Consider the following 18,394-nt stretch of genomic DNA (forward strand, 5'->3'; position numbering starts at 1 on the left):
AGTGAGTCAAGAGCATTTACCTGGTCATAAGATGATCGATGAGCTTATTACTGGTCTCTTGCAAGAGCAGCCATCGATATCACCAAAGTTTTTCTATGATGAAATTGGCTCCCACTTATTTGAGGCAATTACTTTTTTAGAAGAGTATTACCCAACGCGAACAGAAAAAAAGATCATGCTGCAATATGGTCAGGCAATCGCCCTGGCAATTGGAACATGCGATGTTTTATTGGATTTAGGTGCTGGTAACTGCGAAAAAGGTTGTGCATTATTTGAAACTCTCTTGCCCAAAGAATATCGGGCGCTCGATATTTCAAAGGAATTTTTAGAGCAAGCCATTTCAGGCTTGCAAAAAGAGTTTCCACAGATTCAAATGCAAGCACAAACCTGTGATTTACAGGAAGAAATGGCATTTCCAGATTTAGTGGGTCGAAAGAAAATCTTTTTCTACCCAGGTTCTTCCATTGGAAATTTTGACCCAGATACTGCATTAGAGCTGTTTAAGAATATTGTAAAAGTTTGCGAAGGTAGTGGAGGTTTACTGATCGGTGTAGACCTGGTTAAGGATCATGAAGTTCTATCTCGAGCTTATAACGATGCCCTTGGAATAACTGCAGCCTTTAACAAAAACATCCTTTTACACCTCAATCGTTTAGTTAAAACCAATTTTGATTTAGAGCATTGGGAGCATTACGCCATCTTTAATGATCAGCTTGCGCGTATCGAGATGTATCTTCGATCTACTCGAAATCAAGTGGTTTCTTGGGCTGGTGGTGAAAAGCATTTTGATAGTGGCGCCCTTATCCATACTGAAAATAGCTATAAGTACACACAAGAAAAATTTGAATCACTTTTAACTGGCGCTGGCTTTAAAAGTGTACATTGCTGGACTGATCCCAATTCTTATTTCCTGGTAGCTTATGCTGCTGCTTAGTGGATTTAAGATTTAACTAATAAGGTTTGAAGCAGTTTTTGAATAGATTTTTTCTCTAATTCTGCCTTAGTGATTTTCTGTCGCCCAGCAATCGCCTTACACAATTTTTGATAGAAGGCTGGATCGGACTCAGCTTTATTGAGTAGCTTGCTTAAAGCAACTTTATCTCCTACCGGATAGTAAGCAGGGTAGGAGTCTCCTAATAAGCCTCGATTGCCTGGAATGTCTGAAGCAATCACGGGGATGCCAATAGCGATGGCTTCAGAAACTACGTGAGCACCACCTTCCATAATGCTCGAGATGATCATGACATGAGACCGAGAGAGCCACTGTAGTGTTTTAGAGTGGCTCAGTTGTCCTAACCACCGATAACGCATCACATTTTTTTCAAAAGAGATTGCCTGTTTTTTCAAACCTGGACTCATCGCCTTACCGAGTTGGACCAGTTGGATCTTGCTGTTTGAGGGTAACAAAGGCATACATTGCGCCGCACAAAAAGGGTCTTTTTCTATTCGCAGATGGCCGATGATGCTGGCTAAAAAATGACGTTTTGGTGGCGTTTTTCTAGTGATACTTTTTACTGACTGGTAAATTACCTGGACTTTAGGATGAAATTTCTGGGGCAAGGATTGAATAGCGTCTGGCTGAAGAAGCACGATTGCATCAGCCATCTCCATTGACTTGATAACCTTCGGTGAGTTTTTGAGGTCTCGGTAGATATCTGTTCCAGTCATGATTAAAGCAACTGGATTATTGGGATAGGCTTTTTTAAACCTTTGAATGGAGTCATGGCTTCGAAGTCCATGGAGTGCAATCAGAACATCACATGACTTTCCAGACCATTGCTCAGTAACGGTACTTTGGTAATGTAAGCGTGACAAAAATTGATGCCACCGTAAGGCGGTAATACGGTTTCCGTGAAGAGTGCCAGCAGGTGCAGGCGTTACGATTTCGATACGCAGTTTCAAGTCAATAATTCCGGGTTAGCTTCGGTTTAAATGTTGTCCTCCAGAGGATTCTAGGTTAGTTAGGAAAGATATGTTTAAAGCCCTTGAATTGTCATGATTTAAGCCTGCGGATGTGATAGCCTAAAGATTCGCTAAACCGATTGGAGATATAAATGAAGATGAATCAAGTTTTTACTAAAGCTGCTTTGGTTTTATGTGTTGGAATCGCCTCATTTGGTGCATATGCACAGTCTATGAAAGTCACTCTTACTGGATCTCAAGAGGTGCCACCAGTCATGACCTCTGCATCTGGAGTGGGCGCAATCATGGTTGCACCAGATGGATCTGTATCTGGAACTATCACTACCACTGGTGTGGAAGGCACTATGGCGCATATCCACGAAGCTCCTATGGGGCAAAATGGCCCGGTAATTGTTCCGTTTAGTAAAACTGCAGACAATGTGTGGTCAGCTCCAGCAGGTGCTAAATTAACCGAGGCCCAGCTTCAAAGTTTGAAGAGTGGCAATCTCTATCTCAATGTTCATAGCGCTACAAATAAAGCAGGCGAAATCAGGGCTCAGCTTAAGCCATAAGAATAAAGTTATATCCCGCCTCTTAAGTCCCAAGGAAATAGCAAAAACCACCCTATGGGGTGGTTTTTAACATCTCTTAAAGTAACGCTTATTGCTGTGAAGTCGGTGTGTAAGCAATCCCTGCGCTGGTCAAATTTTGATATAGACCATGTTCACTGAGGCTTAGTGCTTGTAATATCGTTTTAAACGAAAAAATCCATAAGATCCTAAAATCTACAGATGAAATGGTTTTTCACAATTGCCTTAGCCTGCTTTATCTCTCCGAGCTTTGCTCAAGAAAATTCCAATCCCTTTGATGTTCAAGTAAGCGTGATCCCAATTGAAGGTCGACTTCAAATCCAGGCAAGTTAATCTTTGCCAATGAATATTTGCAGCGCTTATTCATTTATTACAGACTATGAGGGCTCAAAAAATATCCCTGGAATAATTGAAGCAAAAGTTATCTCAAGAGTGGGCAATAAGGTACGTGTATACAGAGTGATTGAGGAGAAAATTCTCTTTTTCCCCATTGAAATGAAATCAACAGTGGAATATACGGAGCTGCCAAATAAATCTTTAATTTTTGAGCAGATCAGTGGTGATGTCAGATCTTACAAGGGCACCTGGAAATTAGTCGAGGAAAAAGATAAAACAGTCTTTAAGTATGATTCTCAGATAGAGCCTAACTCAATCATTCCCTCAGCCATCATTGAGTATTTTATAAAAAATAGTATGCGAGGGAGATTTGAATCCATGGCGCAAAGAGCCAGTCAACATAAGTCTATTGAAGCTGTAGCCTGTAAGTAGCTATTTCAGTTTGCGCGAGTATTGGCTTAAGCCGTACTATCACTTTAGGGGATAGTCTTGGGCATTGCTCGATTCTGGCCAGGACAACAAGAAGCGGTAAGATTAATCTGGATGGCTTAATTAATCCCTAGTGAGGGCTTCAATGGCTTGGATATTTTTTGGAGAGCCACCAAACGTATTCAGCAATTCATTGCGCTTGCCTATTTCAAAGTCGCTGAATTCAAATCCTGGGGCTACTGCACAACTTACCAAACAAAAAGATATCACTTCTAATGGTCTTGCGGAAAACCAGGTATTAGCAGGAATAGTGGCCTGCAAATTTTTGGATGCCAGCCCAAGTTGAATGGTTTGTAGTTGCTTATTCTCATCAAAAAAGTAAATGAGTGCGTCGCAGCCGGCGTGAAAGAACCATGTTTCATCAGATTGAATTCGGTGCCAAGATGAAAAATCACTGCCAGCAAGTAGATAGTAAATGCTGGTATATGCACTTTTAAGCGCCGAGCTGTTAACTACTTGAATACTTGTTAGTGATCGATGCATTTCTCTATAAAAGCCCCCTTCAGGGTGCGGTTGAAGATGAAGCGCGTCGATAAAAGAGTTCATTTCTTGCATCATTATTTTGCCTTATAGCTTGCTAGTAAACTCTAATTACTAGAACTCTGCTGTATTTTAAAGGGATGAGTTATTTCACTAGATATTTGCCTGTGCCTATCTAGTGCTTCTGCCCTCTTAATCCTTTGGTCCTAGGTTTAAGTCAGTGGAGGCTCACCAGAAATGAAAATACCAACCTTCGGGTTGGTATTTTTGCCTAATGCGTTTTCAAATAATTAGCTTGTTTCACCTACTTTGAAGTTTCCAAGTTTAAGATCGGGGGCATTAATGTGGGTCTTGAAATAATCTTCAGCTGGGGTGCCGCCTACTTTCACGCAAACTTGTAACCAGCGCCCATTCGCAATCTCCCTCGCTATTTCTTCTAGGCTGTCATGAATCATGGCACCCATAGCGCGAATCATTTCAGGTGGTCGTGGATTCATTGTTTGAAGAGTGGCAAATAAAAATATTGCATCTTCATTTTTATCTGACACTTGCCAATCTTCAAGAAGTATCACGCGGCTTTTAAAGTCATCTAGGCGCCCATAGCCTGCACTGGATAACTTTAAGTGAAGTTTTTTAAAGAGCACTTTCCAGTCAATCTGGTTCTTCAGTGTCGATGGAAGTTCTACAGTGATATGTGGCATATGTTTAATCTACCGTTGCATTGGATTTACGAGTTGCATCACCCCAAACCTTTGCCTCATTAGCTAAGAATTGCTTTGCTTCTGCTAAAGACATTGGAGTGGCGACTAAGCCCATTTCCTGCATGCGCGTAATAACATCAGGGCGACGTAGTACGGCATTGATCTCTTTATTGAGTTTTTCTGCCACTGCTGGAGGCATATTCCCTGGGCCCATAATTCCGTACCATGGCGCCGCAACTAATCCAGTAACTCCTGCTTCACGCAGCGTTGGCGTATCGGGCAATGCTGTGGATCGACGATCGCCAGTTTGAGCAAGAACACGTAATTTACCATTGCGAATATGCTGCATTAAGGGGCCTGGGTTATCAAACATCAGGGGAACTTGGTTGCCAAGCAGGTCGGTGGTTGCTGGCGCAGATCCTTTGTAAGGCACGTGCATTAACTGTACGTTAGTAGACTGCTTAAACATTTCACCAATAATGTGTTGTGGCGTTCCATTTCCAGCAGAACCATAGGCGATAGTATTGGGTTTTGCTTTAGCGGCAGAAATTAAGTCTGCTATATTTTTATATGGCTGGTCTGGATGCACTACAACGACAAATGGCACGCGAGTGATGATCGCTAGAGGTGTTAAATCTTTTGCAGGATCATAACGAAGTTGTGGATAAAGAGCTTTCCCGACTGAAACTGGTCCAGTTGCACCCAAAAGCAAGGTATAGCCATCAGGTGGGGATAGGGCTACTTGTTCGGTACCAATTGTGCCGCCAGCACCAACTTTATTTTCAACAATAACGCTTACTCCAAAACTTTCATTTAACCCCATCGCAATAATGCGGCCAAGGGCATCAGTTACCGCCCCTGCAGAATAAGGGACAACAATTTTGATTGGGCCTTTAGGGTAGGGATCTGGCGTTTGCGAGAAAGATAAGCTTGTAATGCACGTTGTAACTATTGCAATTAAAAGTCTGATGACGCTTTTGAAAAGATGCCCAGGCATGTTGTCTCCATATATATTTTTATTAGTGAATGCTTTAATTTGAGGGTACTGACCTTTAGCTTTTTCGTAAAGTATATACACCCTTGTTTTAATCAATTTTATTTTGATGTGAAGCGTGCTGACCACTCCTATACCCCGGTTTATAGGAGCTATCCTAGGTTTCTGCTCACATAATCCTTTAGTCTCAGGCTCAAGTCTTGGTGAGCCCGCTAGAAATGGTGGAGGCCTTCCTTTTGCTGCTAAGTAGTTTCCATTAATGGGATATCTGTGTTTGTCCAATATTCTGACTAATAATGTACTTTTAAACCTTTAAGGCGGGGTATCTGATGATTGCAAGATTGATCACAATCGGGATGATAATTTTTTCAGCTGGGGTAAGTGCCCAACCATCCGATGTAAGTATTGGAGGTGCGAGAGATATTTACGACGGGTCTCTGTATCCCGATAAAGCAGTTCGCACTTATAGTCAAACTGAGCGTATTTTTCCAACGCGTGTAATTAAGGCTGGCGGAAAGCCATCCCCCCTACTGCAGAGCAATCAACAGTTAACTTCCTTGAAATTTACCTCAGAAGGTAAAACCTATGATTTGCCAGATTATGTAGCACTGAACCGAATGGTGGGCTTGTTAGTCTTAAAAGACGGAAAAATTGCCTACGAGCATTATGATTTTGGATTGACTCCAAATACAAAATGGATGTCAATGTCAGTGGCTAAGTCATTTGTTTCGACATTGGTAGGCGCAGCCATTAAAGATGGTTATATCTCAAGTCTAAATGATCCGGTTACCAAATACTTGCCACAGCTTTCTGGAAGCGCTTATGAGGGGGTCTCGGTACGAGACCTATTGATGATGGCTTCAGGAGTTAAATGGAATGAAACCTATACCGATCCATCATCTGATCGCCGCAAGTTATTAGAACTTCAAATTGCCAGCAATAAACAGGGCGCTATTTTTGACGTCATGAAAACACTTTCCAAGGCATCAGAACCAGGTAAAAACTTCAACTACAGTACAGGTGAAACAGTTTTAATTGGGGAAGTGGTACAGGCCGCTACTAAGATGCCTCTTGCTGATTACTTATCCAAAAAAATATGGGTACCGGTTGGTATGCAAGCAAATGGCTTGTGGTGGCTAGATTCTCCTGGTGGTCATGAGGTGGGGGGTAGTGGTATTTTGGCTGTATTACGAGATTTCGGACGTTTTGGCCAATTCATTTTGGATGGTGCGAAGGTAAATGGGCAGAGCATTGTCCCCGAGGGATGGCTTGCAGAAGCTGGAAGTGCAAAACCGATTACTGGTGTTACAGGGAAAAATGGCTATGGCTACCAGTGGTGGACGGTCAAGCCTGAAGCTGGAAAAATCCATGAGAGTGTCTTTATGGGTAGAGGTATCCATGGTCAATACCTTTACATTAATCCTGCTAATAATATTGTGATTGTTGGTTTGGGCGCTCGCTCTAAGCCAGTTGGTAAGCAGGCGATTGATGATTTAGATTTCCTGGCAGCAGTTGTGGAGAATTTGAAGGCTAATTAGAAGCATGTGAATATGCGCAACTCTATATGCTATTTAGATACGAGAATTTTTTAAGAATGGATCAGGTATGAATCTTTTTCGAATGATCGCGCGCACTGCAGCGTTATTGGCAATCGTTTTTTTACTGCCTCTGACCGCCAGTGCTCAGGCTTGGCCCTCAAAGCAAACGATTAAATTTATAGTTGTATACCCTGCTGGTGGCGCTTCTGATGTAACGGCGAGGTTAATTGCATCGAAACTTTCCGAGTCTCTTGGCCAAACGGTGATCGTGGAAAACAAGCCTGGAGCAAACGGCATTATTGCGACTGAATATGTTGCCAAGGCCGCCCCAGACGGTTACACACTCTTGATGGCAAATTTAGGACCCAATGCAATCAACCCTGTTGTGTATAAAAAGCTTCCGTATGACGCTGTTAAGGATTTCTCCGCTATTACTTTGACTACTATCGTGCCGCAGTTTATTGTGGTTTCGCCAACGCAACCGATTAATTCCATTGCGGATCTTATTGCCTACTCAAAAGCCAATCCAGGAAAAGTAACTTTTGCCTCTGCTGGTAACGGGGCATCAAACCATCTTTCTGGTGAGCTCTTTAATTCAATGGCGGGTATTAAGATGGAGCACGTTCCTTATAAGGGTGATGCACCCGGTCTTGTGGATGTGATGTCAGGGCAAGTCACTGTTGCCCTCCCGACTGCAATAGCAGCAGCCCCTTATGTGCGCTCAGGACAATTACGAGCACTAGCTGTGACTAGTAATAAACGCCTGCCATCCTTCCCGGATGTGCCAACTGTTGCTGAAACTTTGCCGGGATTTGAGTCGGTGTCGTGGGGCGGGGTTATGGCTCCCGCAGGCACTCCTCCCGCAATCATTAATCGCCTAAACACAGAGATTATCAAGATACTGAAGATCCCGGAGGTAGCGGAAAAGCTCAAAGGGTTTGGTGCCGAGACTGTAGGTTCTACGCCAAAGCAATTTGATACCTATGTCAAATCTGAGATCGCCAAATGGGGAAAAGTAGCTCGAGATAACAACGTAACGCTAGACTAGGTTTTACGATATCCCTTACATTAATCTGAATGTGATCAATATCTTATATATTAGTGAGACAAAACGTGCCTATTACCTTTAAGAAGTTACACCCCACCTTTATGGCTGAGGTTAGTGCGATGGATTTACGTGAAGTAAGCGATGAGGCCACGCTTGAGGTACTCCGAAAAGGAATGACGGAATATGGTGTCTTGGTATTCAAAGGCCAGAATTTCTCGCATCAGGATCAACTTGATTTTGCTCAACGCCTTGACGGTGAGTTGCATTCTAAAACCTCTAATTCAGCTGTTGGAAAGAATCGATTTGGGAATGATGCATTAACCGATATTTCCAATGTGACCCAAGACGGCGACATTATGGCGGCGAATGATCGACGTCGGATGAATAATATTAGTAATCGCATTTGGCATACCGATGCGTCATTCGTAGACCCGGCTGGGCGTTATTCAATGCTCTATGCCCGCAATATTCCGCCTGTGCGTGCTGATACTGAATTTGCTGATATGCGTGCAGCTTATGACGAATTGGATGAGGAAACTAAAAAAACTATTGCTGATTTACATGTATTTCATTCAATTGTGTATTCACGACATACGATGGGATTTGATTTTGCTGAAGAAGAAAAGGCTAAGCTTCCAGGAGCAACCCAACCATTAGTAAAAATGATTGCAGGTTCTACGCGCAAAGCCCTGTATTTGGCTTCTCATGCTGACCATGTAGTGGAGTGGCCGGTACCTGAAGGTCGCTTATTACTCAAGGATTTAATGGAGCATGCAACGCAGCCACAGTTTGTTCATTATCACGAATGGACTCTAGGAGATCTGGTAATTTGGGATAACCGCACCACTATGCATAGAGCCCGTCCATTTGATGACATAGCTTACAAGAGGGAGTTAACTCGAGTGACTACTTTGGATATTCCGCGCAACTAGTTGATCTCTAGAGGATTAGCTCCTTTGTTACTGATGCCTCCTCTCATAATCCCTACGCGCGAGGTTTAGGTCCTCATCAGAACTAGTAGGGTTTTTGACTTTTAAGCGTCACTTGAAGTATCCATTAATTCATTTTGAGAGGGTTGCCGCTTGTTTTGGAAAATTGCCTTATGATCGACTTTTAAATCCCACCAAAGAAATTAATGAATACATTTGACGCAATTCGTGAACGTAGGGCTGTAAAGCATTTTGACCCTCAACATCAATTTACCAAGCAAGAGACCGATGAATTGCTGGACCTGGCAATACAATCGCCATCTTCTTTTAATATTCAGCACTGGCGTTTAGTGAATGTCACTGATAAGGCCTTAAGTGTGAAGTTACGTGAAGCTGCTTTTGATCAAGCTCAAGTGACTGATGGATCATTATTGTTTGTAGTAACTGTTGATATCAAGGCATGGGAAAAAGATCCTGCTAGATATTGGACGAATGCTCCTAAAGAAGCTCAAGATATTTTGGTTCCTTGGATTAACCCTTTTTATTCGGGAAAAGAGCAGCTACAAAGAGATGAAGCAATGCGTTCTGCTGGAATCATGCTTCAAACCATGATGTTATCTGCAAAGGCGATGGGCTATGACTCATGCCCAATGGTGGGGTTTGATTTTGATAAGGTGGCTGAGCTGATCCATTTGCCAAAAGACTATGCGATTGCAGCCATGTTGGTGATTGGTAAGGGGATTAAACCGGCATGGCCAAAGCCAGGATTTATCCCTAAATCAGAGATGATCGTTGAAAACCATTTCTAAACGATACCCTTTTAAAATTAATCAGCAGCTACATACCTAACTTAATAAGACGAGCATTCCTAATGTCCTAGATCTTGGTCTAAATTCGTGATGGGATGTCTAAAAAATCAAGCCCTCATCAGAAATGGTGGGGGTTTTGCTTTTTTGAGGACTGCTTTAGGTGCCAGTGTGGGGTATGTGCCTAGAGTAATTGGGCTGTAAGCTCTCTAGTATTGGCGAATGTCCAAGCTCATTGAATTAACTTATGTAAGTGAACCAGCCCAAAATATGTCTTTCTTGGGCTTAATGCGAATCTTATATCACTCGTATTCCAATAACCAGTCTCTAGGCATTACCGGTGCACTCATTTATGAGAATAATAAGTTCGGTCAGGTAATTGAGGGGCTAGAAAAAGATATTGAGTCCTTATGGAAAAAAATTCAAAAAGATGCGCGCCATAAAAATGTTCGCTTAATCGAGATCAAGCCCATCACAGAGCGCAGCTTCAGTAAATGGACTATGGTTTTCCAGGGAAACGAAGAGATTACTAAATCTCTGCCAGAGGTGAGTGCTGCGATTGAGAGTGTGGATTTCCCAGTAGGCCATCCCTTACTAATTGCATTAAGGGATACCAATTAATACTTTTGCTGCGCTTGCACCAAAATTATTGCCTAAAGCGGCATACATCAATTATTTAAAAACTATCGCGAAGCAATATGGAATTTTGATCAATTCCTATAAATACTTTGATTGCGAAAGTAATGTATCGAGAGAGTGCATCTCAAAATAGGTGATATTTCACTGTACGAGCGCTTACATACAGGATGGGTGTTCTCATCAGTAATGATGGGGAGTTTTGTCTTCTAAGCACCCATTCAAATTGCTTGCTATGCTTCGTTATCTTTTTAAATATCTGAATGCAAGAAATGAATATCAATTCTGATTACAGTGAGAGAGTCGTGATTAATCACCATGACTTACCGTGGGTACCGAGCCCTGAAGCAGGCGTTGAGAGGCGTATGCTTGAACGTATTGGTGACGAGGTAGCAAAAGCCACTTCTATCGTTCGTTATCAGCCTGATTCTCACTTCCAGACTCATACCCATGAATTTGGTGAGGAGATATTAGTGCTCGAAGGGGTGTTTAGTGATGAAACTGGCGACTATCCTGCTGGCACATACATCATGAATCCGCCTGGGTCTTCTCATGCGCCGTTCAGTAAAGCTGGCTGCACGCTTTTTGTGAAGCTCCGCCATCTTGGCGCGGATCAAGTAAAGCGAGAAATCATCAATACAAAACTCGCTCCCTGGTATCAAGGGATGGTGCCCGGCCTCAATGTGATGCCACTGATGCAGCAGGGCAGTGGATCAACCTTGGTTCGATGGGCGCCCCAAACGTATTTCAACCCACATAAACATTATGGTGGCGAAGAAATCTTTGTGGTTGAAGGTGTATTTGAGGATGAGCATGGGCGCTATCCTGCTGGCTCATGGATTAGAAGCCCCCATATGAGCTTGCATCAGCCCTTTAGTAAAGAAGGTTGCACTATCTTTGTGAAGACTGGGCACCTGCTAAGCTAACTCAGCTCGGAAAATGATCGATGCATTTCTTTTGAATCTAGTGATGCCTAGTTCGATGTGTAAACCTCTCTGCCACCAACAATAGTTTTGACTGCTTTAACATCTTTCAGGTTGTCCTTGGGTATCTGAAAGATGTTTTGGGAGAGTACGGTCATGTCGGCATATTTTCCAGTCTCAATGCTGCCTTTATTGTTTTCTTCGCCAATCGCTTTTGCCGGCCAGATTGTCCACATTCTTAACGCATCTCGAACAGAGATCGCCTCTTGAGGCTCAAAGATACCCATGTCTGATTGTCTCGTGACCATTGCATATATCGCCTTAAAAGGATCAATGTTTCCAAGATAAATGCCGGTCATGTCCGTGCTAGCGGCGGGCTCTAGACCCGCATTAATGAGAGTCTTAAATTGATAACCCGTTTTTGCTCGTGCTACTCCCATATTTTCATAATCAGCATTGACCAGTTCTAAGAGCCAGATTGGTTGCACAGAAAAATGGAAGTTATTCTTCTTGAGCGCCTGCCCTCTTTTTAGTTGCTCTGGACTGAGTTGAAACATGCCAAAGTGCTCAATGCGTTTAATAGTGTTTGCACTTTGATTTTTGGATAAAGATTCGTAAGCATTTAAACCGATATCGACCGCTGCATCGCCAGAGCAATGCAACATACTTACTTTCTTATTCTGATTGGCTAATTTAGCAAATTGATTAGCTAAAGTTTGATCGGTTACAAGAGTACCTTTACCTCCTGGTGGGTCTGTATCCATGATGCCAACATAGGGCTCATACATATAGCCAGTCCGGCAATCATTCTCACCATCAACCCAAGCTTTGATGGCGCTGAAGCGATAGTAGGCGGAATTTGCTTTAGCGGGCATTTCAAAGACGCTTAAGTCTTTGGGCATACCGGCGCCGTTTGGGGCTGCCCAGACTGATGCCGTATATCGAATATTGGGAGTGGGGGTGCTCAGAGAGACACTTTGCATCACTGGTATCGCTGCAGCGGGGGTAATTGCCATCACTGAGGTGAAGCCATACGAGTTCCAAAACTTGGCAATATCACTTGCATAGTAACGAGCGATTTCTTGTGGGGTGGGGCTGCCTGGGATATCCCCCATGCCATCGGTGATGACACCGTTAGGTTCGCCATCCTTATCCGCTAGAACGCCAGCACCATGAGGAAGTCTGGTGATCCCTTTCTTCACACCCATCTTTGCTAGGGCGGCGCTATTGGCAATTGCCATATGCGCACCATTAGCCATGATGACAGGATTGTTTGGTGCTACTTGATCTAACTCGGCTTTTGTTGGCAGACGCTTTTCAGAAAACTTATTTTCACTGGCTGAAACGCCTGCAACATAAATCCACTGGTCTCTAGGTGTTGATTGAACACGGGCGGCAATATTGAGTAATGCTTGCTTTACCGATGGAGTAACTGGATAGCGAGCATCTACCCAAACCTCTTTAAGCCAAATGGTCTCCATTGGATGGGTATGCGCATCTACAAAACCAGGCACTGCTAATTGTTGATTGAGATTGACGACCTTCGTATTTGGCCCCACGAAAGATTTGATTTTTTGATCAGATCCTACGGCAATAAATTTCTCATTCTTTACTGCGACAGCATTCGCTGTTGGTTGCCGATGATTTAGTGTTTCAATCTGGCCATTAATGAAGACGATGTCGGCTTGCTCTTTGGCATAAATAGTAGGGGTAAGGCAAGGCAGAAATGAGGAGATCGCCAGGGAACTCAGTAGCAAATATTTTAATCGCCTTGGCATGATGGCATCCCCCTAGGAAAATATTTATAAAGAATGATTAGGACATTTAAATACTATCGTATATCTCCTTGTAGATCCTATTTTTATGCTCTATCACATGGTCAGCGCCTTATCCTCCTAATTTAGTGCTTTATTTGGTCAGGATTGGTAAGATCTTCCAAGTAAATTGAAATGTAGTCTTTGTAGCTATTGCCAAAAAATTTCACCGTAACTTCATGAAAGAACGCAAATGAATCAACAAATCATTAGAAGAATGATGGCAGCATCCCTGTCTTTGACCTTGGCAATGGCGCCAATTGCAAGCCATGCTTGTACTAGCTTCTTACTGAAAGGCAATGATGGCGGCTTTGTATATGGCCGCACGATGGAGTTTGGTTTGCCGCTGAAGTCTCAGTTAACGATAGTGCCTCGAAATTTACAGGTCCCTGGAGTTGGTGTGGACGGTAAGCCAGGCACTGGTTTGAATTGGACCACGAAGTACGCTACTGCCGGTATGAATGGTTTAGGTATGCCGGTTCTGGTAGATGGCATGAACGAAAAAGGTTTGGTTGGTGGTCTGCTAAATGCACCTAATACCGCTGTGTATCAAGTTGTATCGCCAGCAGATTCCGCAAATAGCATTGCCTCCATTCAGATGCTCATGTTTGCCTTAACCAATTTTGCTACTGTTGATGAAGTTAAAGCGGGATTTCAGAAAATCAAAATCAATCGCTCGACGATTCCCGCCTATAACAATCAGTCCGCACCAGTCCGCATGACTTTGCATGATGCTAAAGGCAAGAGTATCGTCATTGAGTACCTCAAGGGCGAGCTGGTAATTACCGATAATCCTACTGGTGTGATGACCAATGATCCAGCATTTAGGGATCAGCTTAATAATATTGGCAATTATGCAAACCTCACCAATGTCGAGAAAAATCCAATGGTAATTAATGGTGCCACTTACGCACCTCCAAGCTCTGGTAGCGGTCTGCATGGGTTGCCTGGTGATTACCTAAGTCCTAGCCGCTTCATTCGCGCATTATTTTTGACTAAGTCTGTACCGACAACATATTCCACTCTACAGCAAAACAATACTGCCTGGCATATCTTAGGTAGCTTTGATATTCCCCCTGGTGCAATTAGTTTGCCTGCTACTAATGCCTATGGAGGCGGCGCTGGCGGTATTGAAATTACTGAGTGGTCGGTTGTGGCTGACAATAAAAATATGATCTATAACCTAAAGATGTTTGAAACAACCAACATCTATTCTTTCGATCTAAAGAAGATTGACGTCAATGCAAAAGAAATTAAATACATTAAATGGGATAAACCTTTATCAACAATTCAATTGAACTAATTTTTTAAGACTCATCGCTCACTTAGCCCTCATCAGTAATGATGGGGGCTTTTCATTTCCATTGTCGGATCGCCACCTATGCCAATAGCTTGGCTTGAGGGTTAAATCGCTAGCTACCCCAATTTATCCCTAATTTTTAGATCGTATTAGGGTTTATGATGCTTCGGCAGTCTAATGCCGTAGATTACAATTCTTTTGTTAATTAAATCAGATATTTGGCTCAAATTTTACTGTGGGTTGGTTGGGCTAAATGAGTGAGCTACATATTGCCTATCTCAGTCCTAGACATTGCTTTTTCAAAACTCAGTACCGCAGGCTACTTTTGGGATTTTGATGCAAGAAATCAATTTATCGAGCAAGCTTTTAGATTCTAAAAATTGAACCATTCCACTTAAATTCCTACCAACATAAACTTAATAGCACTTTTATGAACAAGAAAATACTTTTAGCGTTTTTATCGGCCTCAGCATTATTTGTCTTTATGGGTTCTGCGCACGCAGATGCTGACCCTAGCCCAATCCCTAGTGTGTCTGATGCATGGCGCTTTGAAGTGACGCCCTATCTTTGGGCTCCTGGGATTAAAGGTACCCTTGGGTTGAATAATGGGCTTGCTAAGTCAGCGGACTTTACTTCTAGCAATGTCATTAGCAATCTCAAGTCAGGTGGAATGATTTCAGCTGAGGCGCATAAGGGTAATTGGGGTGTGATGGGCGATCTAGTTTCGGCTACTTTACAGAATTCAGCTTCATCTACAGTTGCCACGCCGAATGGTCCTGCGAATATCGCTGATAGGATAACTCTTCAGCAAACAGTTTTAACTGGCGTTGCTACTTACACTGTTGCCAATAATAAAGATGCCTATGTGGATGCTTTATTTGGCGTGCGTGCGATCTATGCAACGGCTACAGTCAATCTGAATATTGTCGGGACGTCGGATAAGGCATCTGTTTCAAAGACTACTTCTACTGTAGATCCAATCGTTGGCGCAAAAGGCCGCTATCGCATTGCAGACTCAACTTGGTATGTACCTTTCTACGGGGATATTGGTAGCGGTGGTGGCACTACCAACCTAACGTGGCAGGCGATGGCTGGTGTGGGTAAAACATTTGGTAGTTTGATCGATGCCTCATTGACTTATCGCGCGCTCTACTACGATATGAAGGATGGTGGCGTACTACAAAAAACTACCATGCTAGGCCCCCAAGTGGCCGTGACCTTTAAGTTCTAATTGCCACTAAAATTTTTTTATGAACATAGCCTTGAAAATCGTTGCGATTGCGCTGCTATCAACGGCATCTATAGGCCTTTCATTTTCCCAGGAGACTGCCACGCGTACTATGACTGCTGATGCTGAAAAGTCAGGTGTAGTTACGACCCCTAGCAAATCGGTTGATGCAGTTGATATTGCAAAAAAATTGGCTAATCCTATTGCCAATATGATCTCGGTACCATTTCAATATGAGTTCAGCCGTGGCTTAGGTAAAAACCAGGGTGGCTCAGAGCAAAGTCTCTTATTTCAGCCGGTTGCACCATTTAATTTGGGGGGAGGCGATGTATTTATTCTTCGTCCAATCGTCGCAGGCGTGAGGGAGGTCAGTGTTCAAGGAGCTACTGGCCAGCCATTCTCCGGTTACGGCATTGCTAGTGTGACGATTGAATCTTTTTATGCGCCTAATACCAACTCTTCTTGGATTTGGGGTGTTGGGCCTTATGCCCAATCACCTTCTGGCAATAGCGGAAAATTTGGCTCTCAACAAACTGGTGCAGGTCTTACTGGTGTCGTGCTTAATCGAGATGGCCCTTGGACGTATGGAGCCTTGGCTTACCAGTCCTGGAACGTGGGTGGCAATCCGACCTTCGGTACGCAAAATAACTTGTATGGCCAACCTTTCGTGGCTTACACCACGAAAGAGGCTTGGACTTATACAGTCAATATGGAAGCCCAATACAACTATGACGTACACCGCACGTCAAACCCCCTTTATGTGGGAGCATCAAAATTAATGGTGTTTGATGGGGTGCCTATCTCCTTTGGGGCGGGCCCAATGTATTACGTGAGTAATACCCCCGGTGGTCCATCTGGCTGGGGCGCTCGTGCTACGGCTACTGTAGTCATTCTGAAGTAATAAATTCTGATACAAGGATCTGAAGATGAAATTTGCACCAAAACTACTTTCTGCATTATTGATCGCTCAATGCACCCTTGTTTTTGCTAAAGGAAATGCTGACACCATTTTTTATGGTGGCCCGATCTTGACGGTCAATCCAAAAAATGAACAAGTACAAGCATTAGCAGTACAAAACGGCAAGATCGTTGCGGTTGGCACTAAAGATGCCGTAACTAAGGAGTGGCAATCCGATGGCACTAAGGTTATTGATCTTAAAGGTCAAACTTTGATGCCTGGTTTTGTAGAGCCCCATATTCATATCATCGGCACTGCGATGAGTGAAGTGCTGGGCTTAAATCTTTCCAACTTCACCTTGCCCTATGACACCAAAGAAACTTTAGGTGCAAAAATGAAGGCGCATCTAAAGACAGTACCTCAAGGTGGGTGGTTATTTGGATTTGGAGTTGACCCTTCACGCACTACGCCATTCATGGCCGAATTAACAGCCGATGATTTAGACAAGGTTTCAACTGCAGTCCCCATTTTTATCATCAACCAATCGGGCCATATTGGCTATGTAAACCATAAGGCACTTGAAATAGCTGGAGTTACTGACAGTACTCCTAATGCATCGGGCGGGGGTGTATACGTTAAGGATGCTCAGGGAAAGTTAACGGGTAAATTAATCGAGCCACCGTCGTTTACGCCATTTATGGCTAAGATGCCAACTCCGCCTACGGCAGATTTGGTCAAGGCAATTAAGCAAACTACTCAAATGATTGCGGCGGCTGGCGTGACCACGGCAACGGAAATTACAGTTGGATTCAACTCCCCATTAGAAGGTGAAGTCAAGCTGTTGCAAGGCATGGCGGCTAATGATGATTTGCCGATCCGTATTCGCGCTTACCTGTATGGACCAGCAATTCCTGCGGGGTATGCTGGTTTAAAGCCAAATGAGGGCAATGATCGTTTACGCTTTGTAGGCGTGAAGTTTATTTCCGATGGCTCCACACAGGGATTGACTGCCGCGTTAAATGATCCTTATATCTATCCAAAAGATACCAAGAGTCGCGGTAATTTAGATTACGGTACTGATGAGATCTATCAGCAAATGAAACTCTATTTCGATCAAGGTTGGCAACTGGCTGTTCATGCGAACGGTGATCGCGCACTTGATCAAACACTGGGTAATTATGAAAAATTACTAGCTGGAAATCCTAACCCGCAGGTACGCCGTTTACGTATTGAACATTTCACAATCAATAGGCCGGATCAAGTTGCAAAAGCAGTCAAATTAGGTGTGACTCCAGGCTTCACTATAGGTCACGTAGATTATTGGGGTGAGGCGTTTCATGATCACCTTGTCGGCCCAGAGCGCGCTAATCGCATTGATCCCTCTGCGGACTTTAAAAAGGCTGGCGGACGCTTTGCTTACCATAGCGATTCTCCAGTTTCAAATGTAAGTCCTTTGAATTACATCTCCGAGGGTGCTGGACGTCTCTGGCAAAAGCCGCCACGTAAAGTATTGGGCCCTGACGAGCGAGTTACTGTGGATGATGCTATTCGTGCAGTTACGATCAATGCGGCATATGAGCTAATGTCTGATGATAAGGTCGGCAGTCTGGAAGTTGGCAAGCTAGCAGACTTTGTGGTGTTAGAGTCGAATCCCCGTAAAACACCAGTAGATCAAATTCGTAATATCAAGGTTAAAGAAACTTGGGTAGATGGTAAGAAGCAAAGCTGGCAATAAAGTTTATATATCTTAGTGCTTAAAAAATACCAACTTGCGAGTTGGTA

At 43.4% G+C, this 18,394-nt stretch carries 19 protein-coding genes; 14 read left to right on the forward strand and 5 right to left on the reverse strand.

The annotated features are described in order from the left end of the window. Position 1 precedes the first annotated feature (1 nt). The gene (egtD, locus tag ICN42_RS07745; protein WP_370626019.1) at positions 2 to 934 is read left to right on the forward strand and encodes an L-histidine N(alpha)-methyltransferase; all 933 of its coding nucleotides are present in this window, start codon (positions 2 to 4) and stop codon (positions 932 to 934) included. A 5-nt stretch (positions 935 to 939) separates the two neighbouring features. Here the strand turns inward: egtD and senB are convergent, their stop codons facing one another. Next, the gene (senB, locus tag ICN42_RS07750) at positions 940 to 1,902 is read right to left on the reverse strand and encodes a selenoneine biosynthesis selenosugar synthase SenB (RefSeq protein ID WP_216253102.1); all 963 of its coding nucleotides are present in this window, start codon (positions 1,900 to 1,902) and stop codon (positions 940 to 942) included. Between the two features lie 152 nt (positions 1,903 to 2,054). Between senB and ICN42_RS07755 the strand changes: the two genes are divergently transcribed. The 3 genes from ICN42_RS07755 to ICN42_RS07760 all read left to right on the forward strand — a co-directional run bounded on the left by ICN42_RS07755 (position 2,055) and on the right by ICN42_RS07760 (position 3,260). After that, the gene (locus ICN42_RS07755; protein WP_216253104.1) at positions 2,055 to 2,474 is read left to right on the forward strand and encodes a CHRD domain-containing protein; all 420 of its coding nucleotides are present in this window, start codon (positions 2,055 to 2,057) and stop codon (positions 2,472 to 2,474) included. A 219-nt stretch (positions 2,475 to 2,693) separates the two neighbouring features. Next, the gene (locus ICN42_RS11955) at positions 2,694 to 2,825 is read left to right on the forward strand and encodes a hypothetical protein (protein ID WP_255539322.1); all 132 of its coding nucleotides are present in this window, start codon (positions 2,694 to 2,696) and stop codon (positions 2,823 to 2,825) included. A gap of 9 nt (positions 2,826 to 2,834) precedes the next feature. Next, complete coding sequence (locus tag ICN42_RS07760; RefSeq protein ID WP_255539338.1) at positions 2,835 to 3,260, forward strand: SRPBCC family protein; 426 nt, start codon at positions 2,835 to 2,837, stop codon at positions 3,258 to 3,260. A 120-nt stretch (positions 3,261 to 3,380) separates the two neighbouring features. Here the strand turns inward: ICN42_RS07760 and ICN42_RS07765 are convergent, their stop codons facing one another. From ICN42_RS07765 to ICN42_RS07775, 3 genes are all read right to left on the reverse strand, one after another. Then, on the reverse strand, positions 3,381 to 3,875 hold the full coding sequence (locus tag ICN42_RS07765) for a cupin domain-containing protein (protein WP_216253109.1): 495 nt from the start codon (positions 3,873 to 3,875) through the stop codon (positions 3,381 to 3,383). Positions 3,876 to 4,087: 212 nt separating this feature from the next. Then, a complete protein-coding gene (locus tag ICN42_RS07770) occupies positions 4,088 to 4,498 on the reverse strand; it encodes a hypothetical protein (RefSeq protein WP_216253111.1) in 411 nt (136 codons plus the stop codon). A gap of 4 nt (positions 4,499 to 4,502) precedes the next feature. Beyond that, positions 4,503 to 5,495 carry a tripartite tricarboxylate transporter substrate binding protein gene (locus ICN42_RS07775; protein WP_216253113.1) on the reverse strand — a complete coding sequence of 331 codons (993 nt, stop codon included), beginning with the start codon at positions 5,493 to 5,495 and terminating at the stop codon, positions 4,503 to 4,505. 353 nt (positions 5,496 to 5,848) lie between these two features. Here ICN42_RS07775 and ICN42_RS07780 point away from each other — a divergent pair, with 353 nt between their 5' ends. The 6 genes from ICN42_RS07780 to ICN42_RS07805 all read left to right on the forward strand — a co-directional run bounded on the left by ICN42_RS07780 (position 5,849) and on the right by ICN42_RS07805 (position 11,375). Further along, entirely contained in the window at positions 5,849 to 7,030 is a 1,182-nt protein-coding gene (locus tag ICN42_RS07780) for a serine hydrolase (RefSeq protein WP_255539323.1), read from the forward strand. Between the two features lie 67 nt (positions 7,031 to 7,097). Continuing rightward, the gene (locus ICN42_RS07785) at positions 7,098 to 8,078 is read left to right on the forward strand and encodes a tripartite tricarboxylate transporter substrate binding protein (protein WP_216253118.1); all 981 of its coding nucleotides are present in this window, start codon (positions 7,098 to 7,100) and stop codon (positions 8,076 to 8,078) included. Between the two features lie 65 nt (positions 8,079 to 8,143). After that, positions 8,144 to 9,010 carry a TauD/TfdA family dioxygenase gene (locus tag ICN42_RS07790; RefSeq protein ID WP_216253120.1) on the forward strand — a complete coding sequence of 289 codons (867 nt, stop codon included), beginning with the start codon at positions 8,144 to 8,146 and terminating at the stop codon, positions 9,008 to 9,010. A 203-nt stretch (positions 9,011 to 9,213) separates the two neighbouring features. Further along, positions 9,214 to 9,816 (forward strand): nitroreductase family protein, encoded by a 603-nt coding sequence (locus tag ICN42_RS07795; RefSeq protein WP_216253122.1) that lies wholly within the window; start codon positions 9,214 to 9,216, stop codon positions 9,814 to 9,816. A 219-nt stretch (positions 9,817 to 10,035) separates the two neighbouring features. Next, positions 10,036 to 10,434, forward strand: a complete 399-nt coding sequence (locus ICN42_RS07800) for a BLUF domain-containing protein (RefSeq protein WP_216253124.1) — start codon at positions 10,036 to 10,038, stop codon at positions 10,432 to 10,434. Positions 10,435 to 10,721: 287 nt separating this feature from the next. After that, the gene (locus tag ICN42_RS07805; RefSeq protein ID WP_216253126.1) at positions 10,722 to 11,375 is read left to right on the forward strand and encodes a cupin domain-containing protein; all 654 of its coding nucleotides are present in this window, start codon (positions 10,722 to 10,724) and stop codon (positions 11,373 to 11,375) included. Between the two features lie 47 nt (positions 11,376 to 11,422). Here ICN42_RS07805 and ICN42_RS07810 read toward each other — a convergent pair whose 3' ends face one another. Then, a complete protein-coding gene (locus ICN42_RS07810; protein ID WP_216253128.1) occupies positions 11,423 to 13,150 on the reverse strand; it encodes an amidohydrolase in 1,728 nt (575 codons plus the stop codon). A 229-nt stretch (positions 13,151 to 13,379) separates the two neighbouring features. Here ICN42_RS07810 and ICN42_RS07815 point away from each other — a divergent pair, with 229 nt between their 5' ends. The 4 genes from ICN42_RS07815 (at position 13,380) to ICN42_RS07830 (ending at position 18,347) form a co-directional block, all read left to right on the forward strand. Further along, on the forward strand, positions 13,380 to 14,489 hold the full coding sequence (locus ICN42_RS07815; RefSeq protein WP_216253130.1) for a linear amide C-N hydrolase: 1,110 nt from the start codon (positions 13,380 to 13,382) through the stop codon (positions 14,487 to 14,489). A gap of 427 nt (positions 14,490 to 14,916) precedes the next feature. After that, complete coding sequence (locus ICN42_RS07820) at positions 14,917 to 15,717, forward strand: hypothetical protein (RefSeq protein ID WP_216253131.1); 801 nt, start codon at positions 14,917 to 14,919, stop codon at positions 15,715 to 15,717. A gap of 19 nt (positions 15,718 to 15,736) precedes the next feature. After that, on the forward strand, positions 15,737 to 16,615 hold the full coding sequence (locus ICN42_RS07825) for a hypothetical protein (protein WP_216253133.1): 879 nt from the start codon (positions 15,737 to 15,739) through the stop codon (positions 16,613 to 16,615). A 25-nt stretch (positions 16,616 to 16,640) separates the two neighbouring features. Then, on the forward strand, positions 16,641 to 18,347 hold the full coding sequence (locus ICN42_RS07830; protein ID WP_216253135.1) for an amidohydrolase: 1,707 nt from the start codon (positions 16,641 to 16,643) through the stop codon (positions 18,345 to 18,347). Positions 18,348 to 18,394 lie beyond the last annotated feature (47 nt).

The sequence above is a fragment of the Polynucleobacter sp. 71A-WALBACH genome, from assembly GCF_018882365.1.
Taxonomy (GTDB): Bacteria; Pseudomonadota; Gammaproteobacteria; order Burkholderiales; family Burkholderiaceae; genus Polynucleobacter.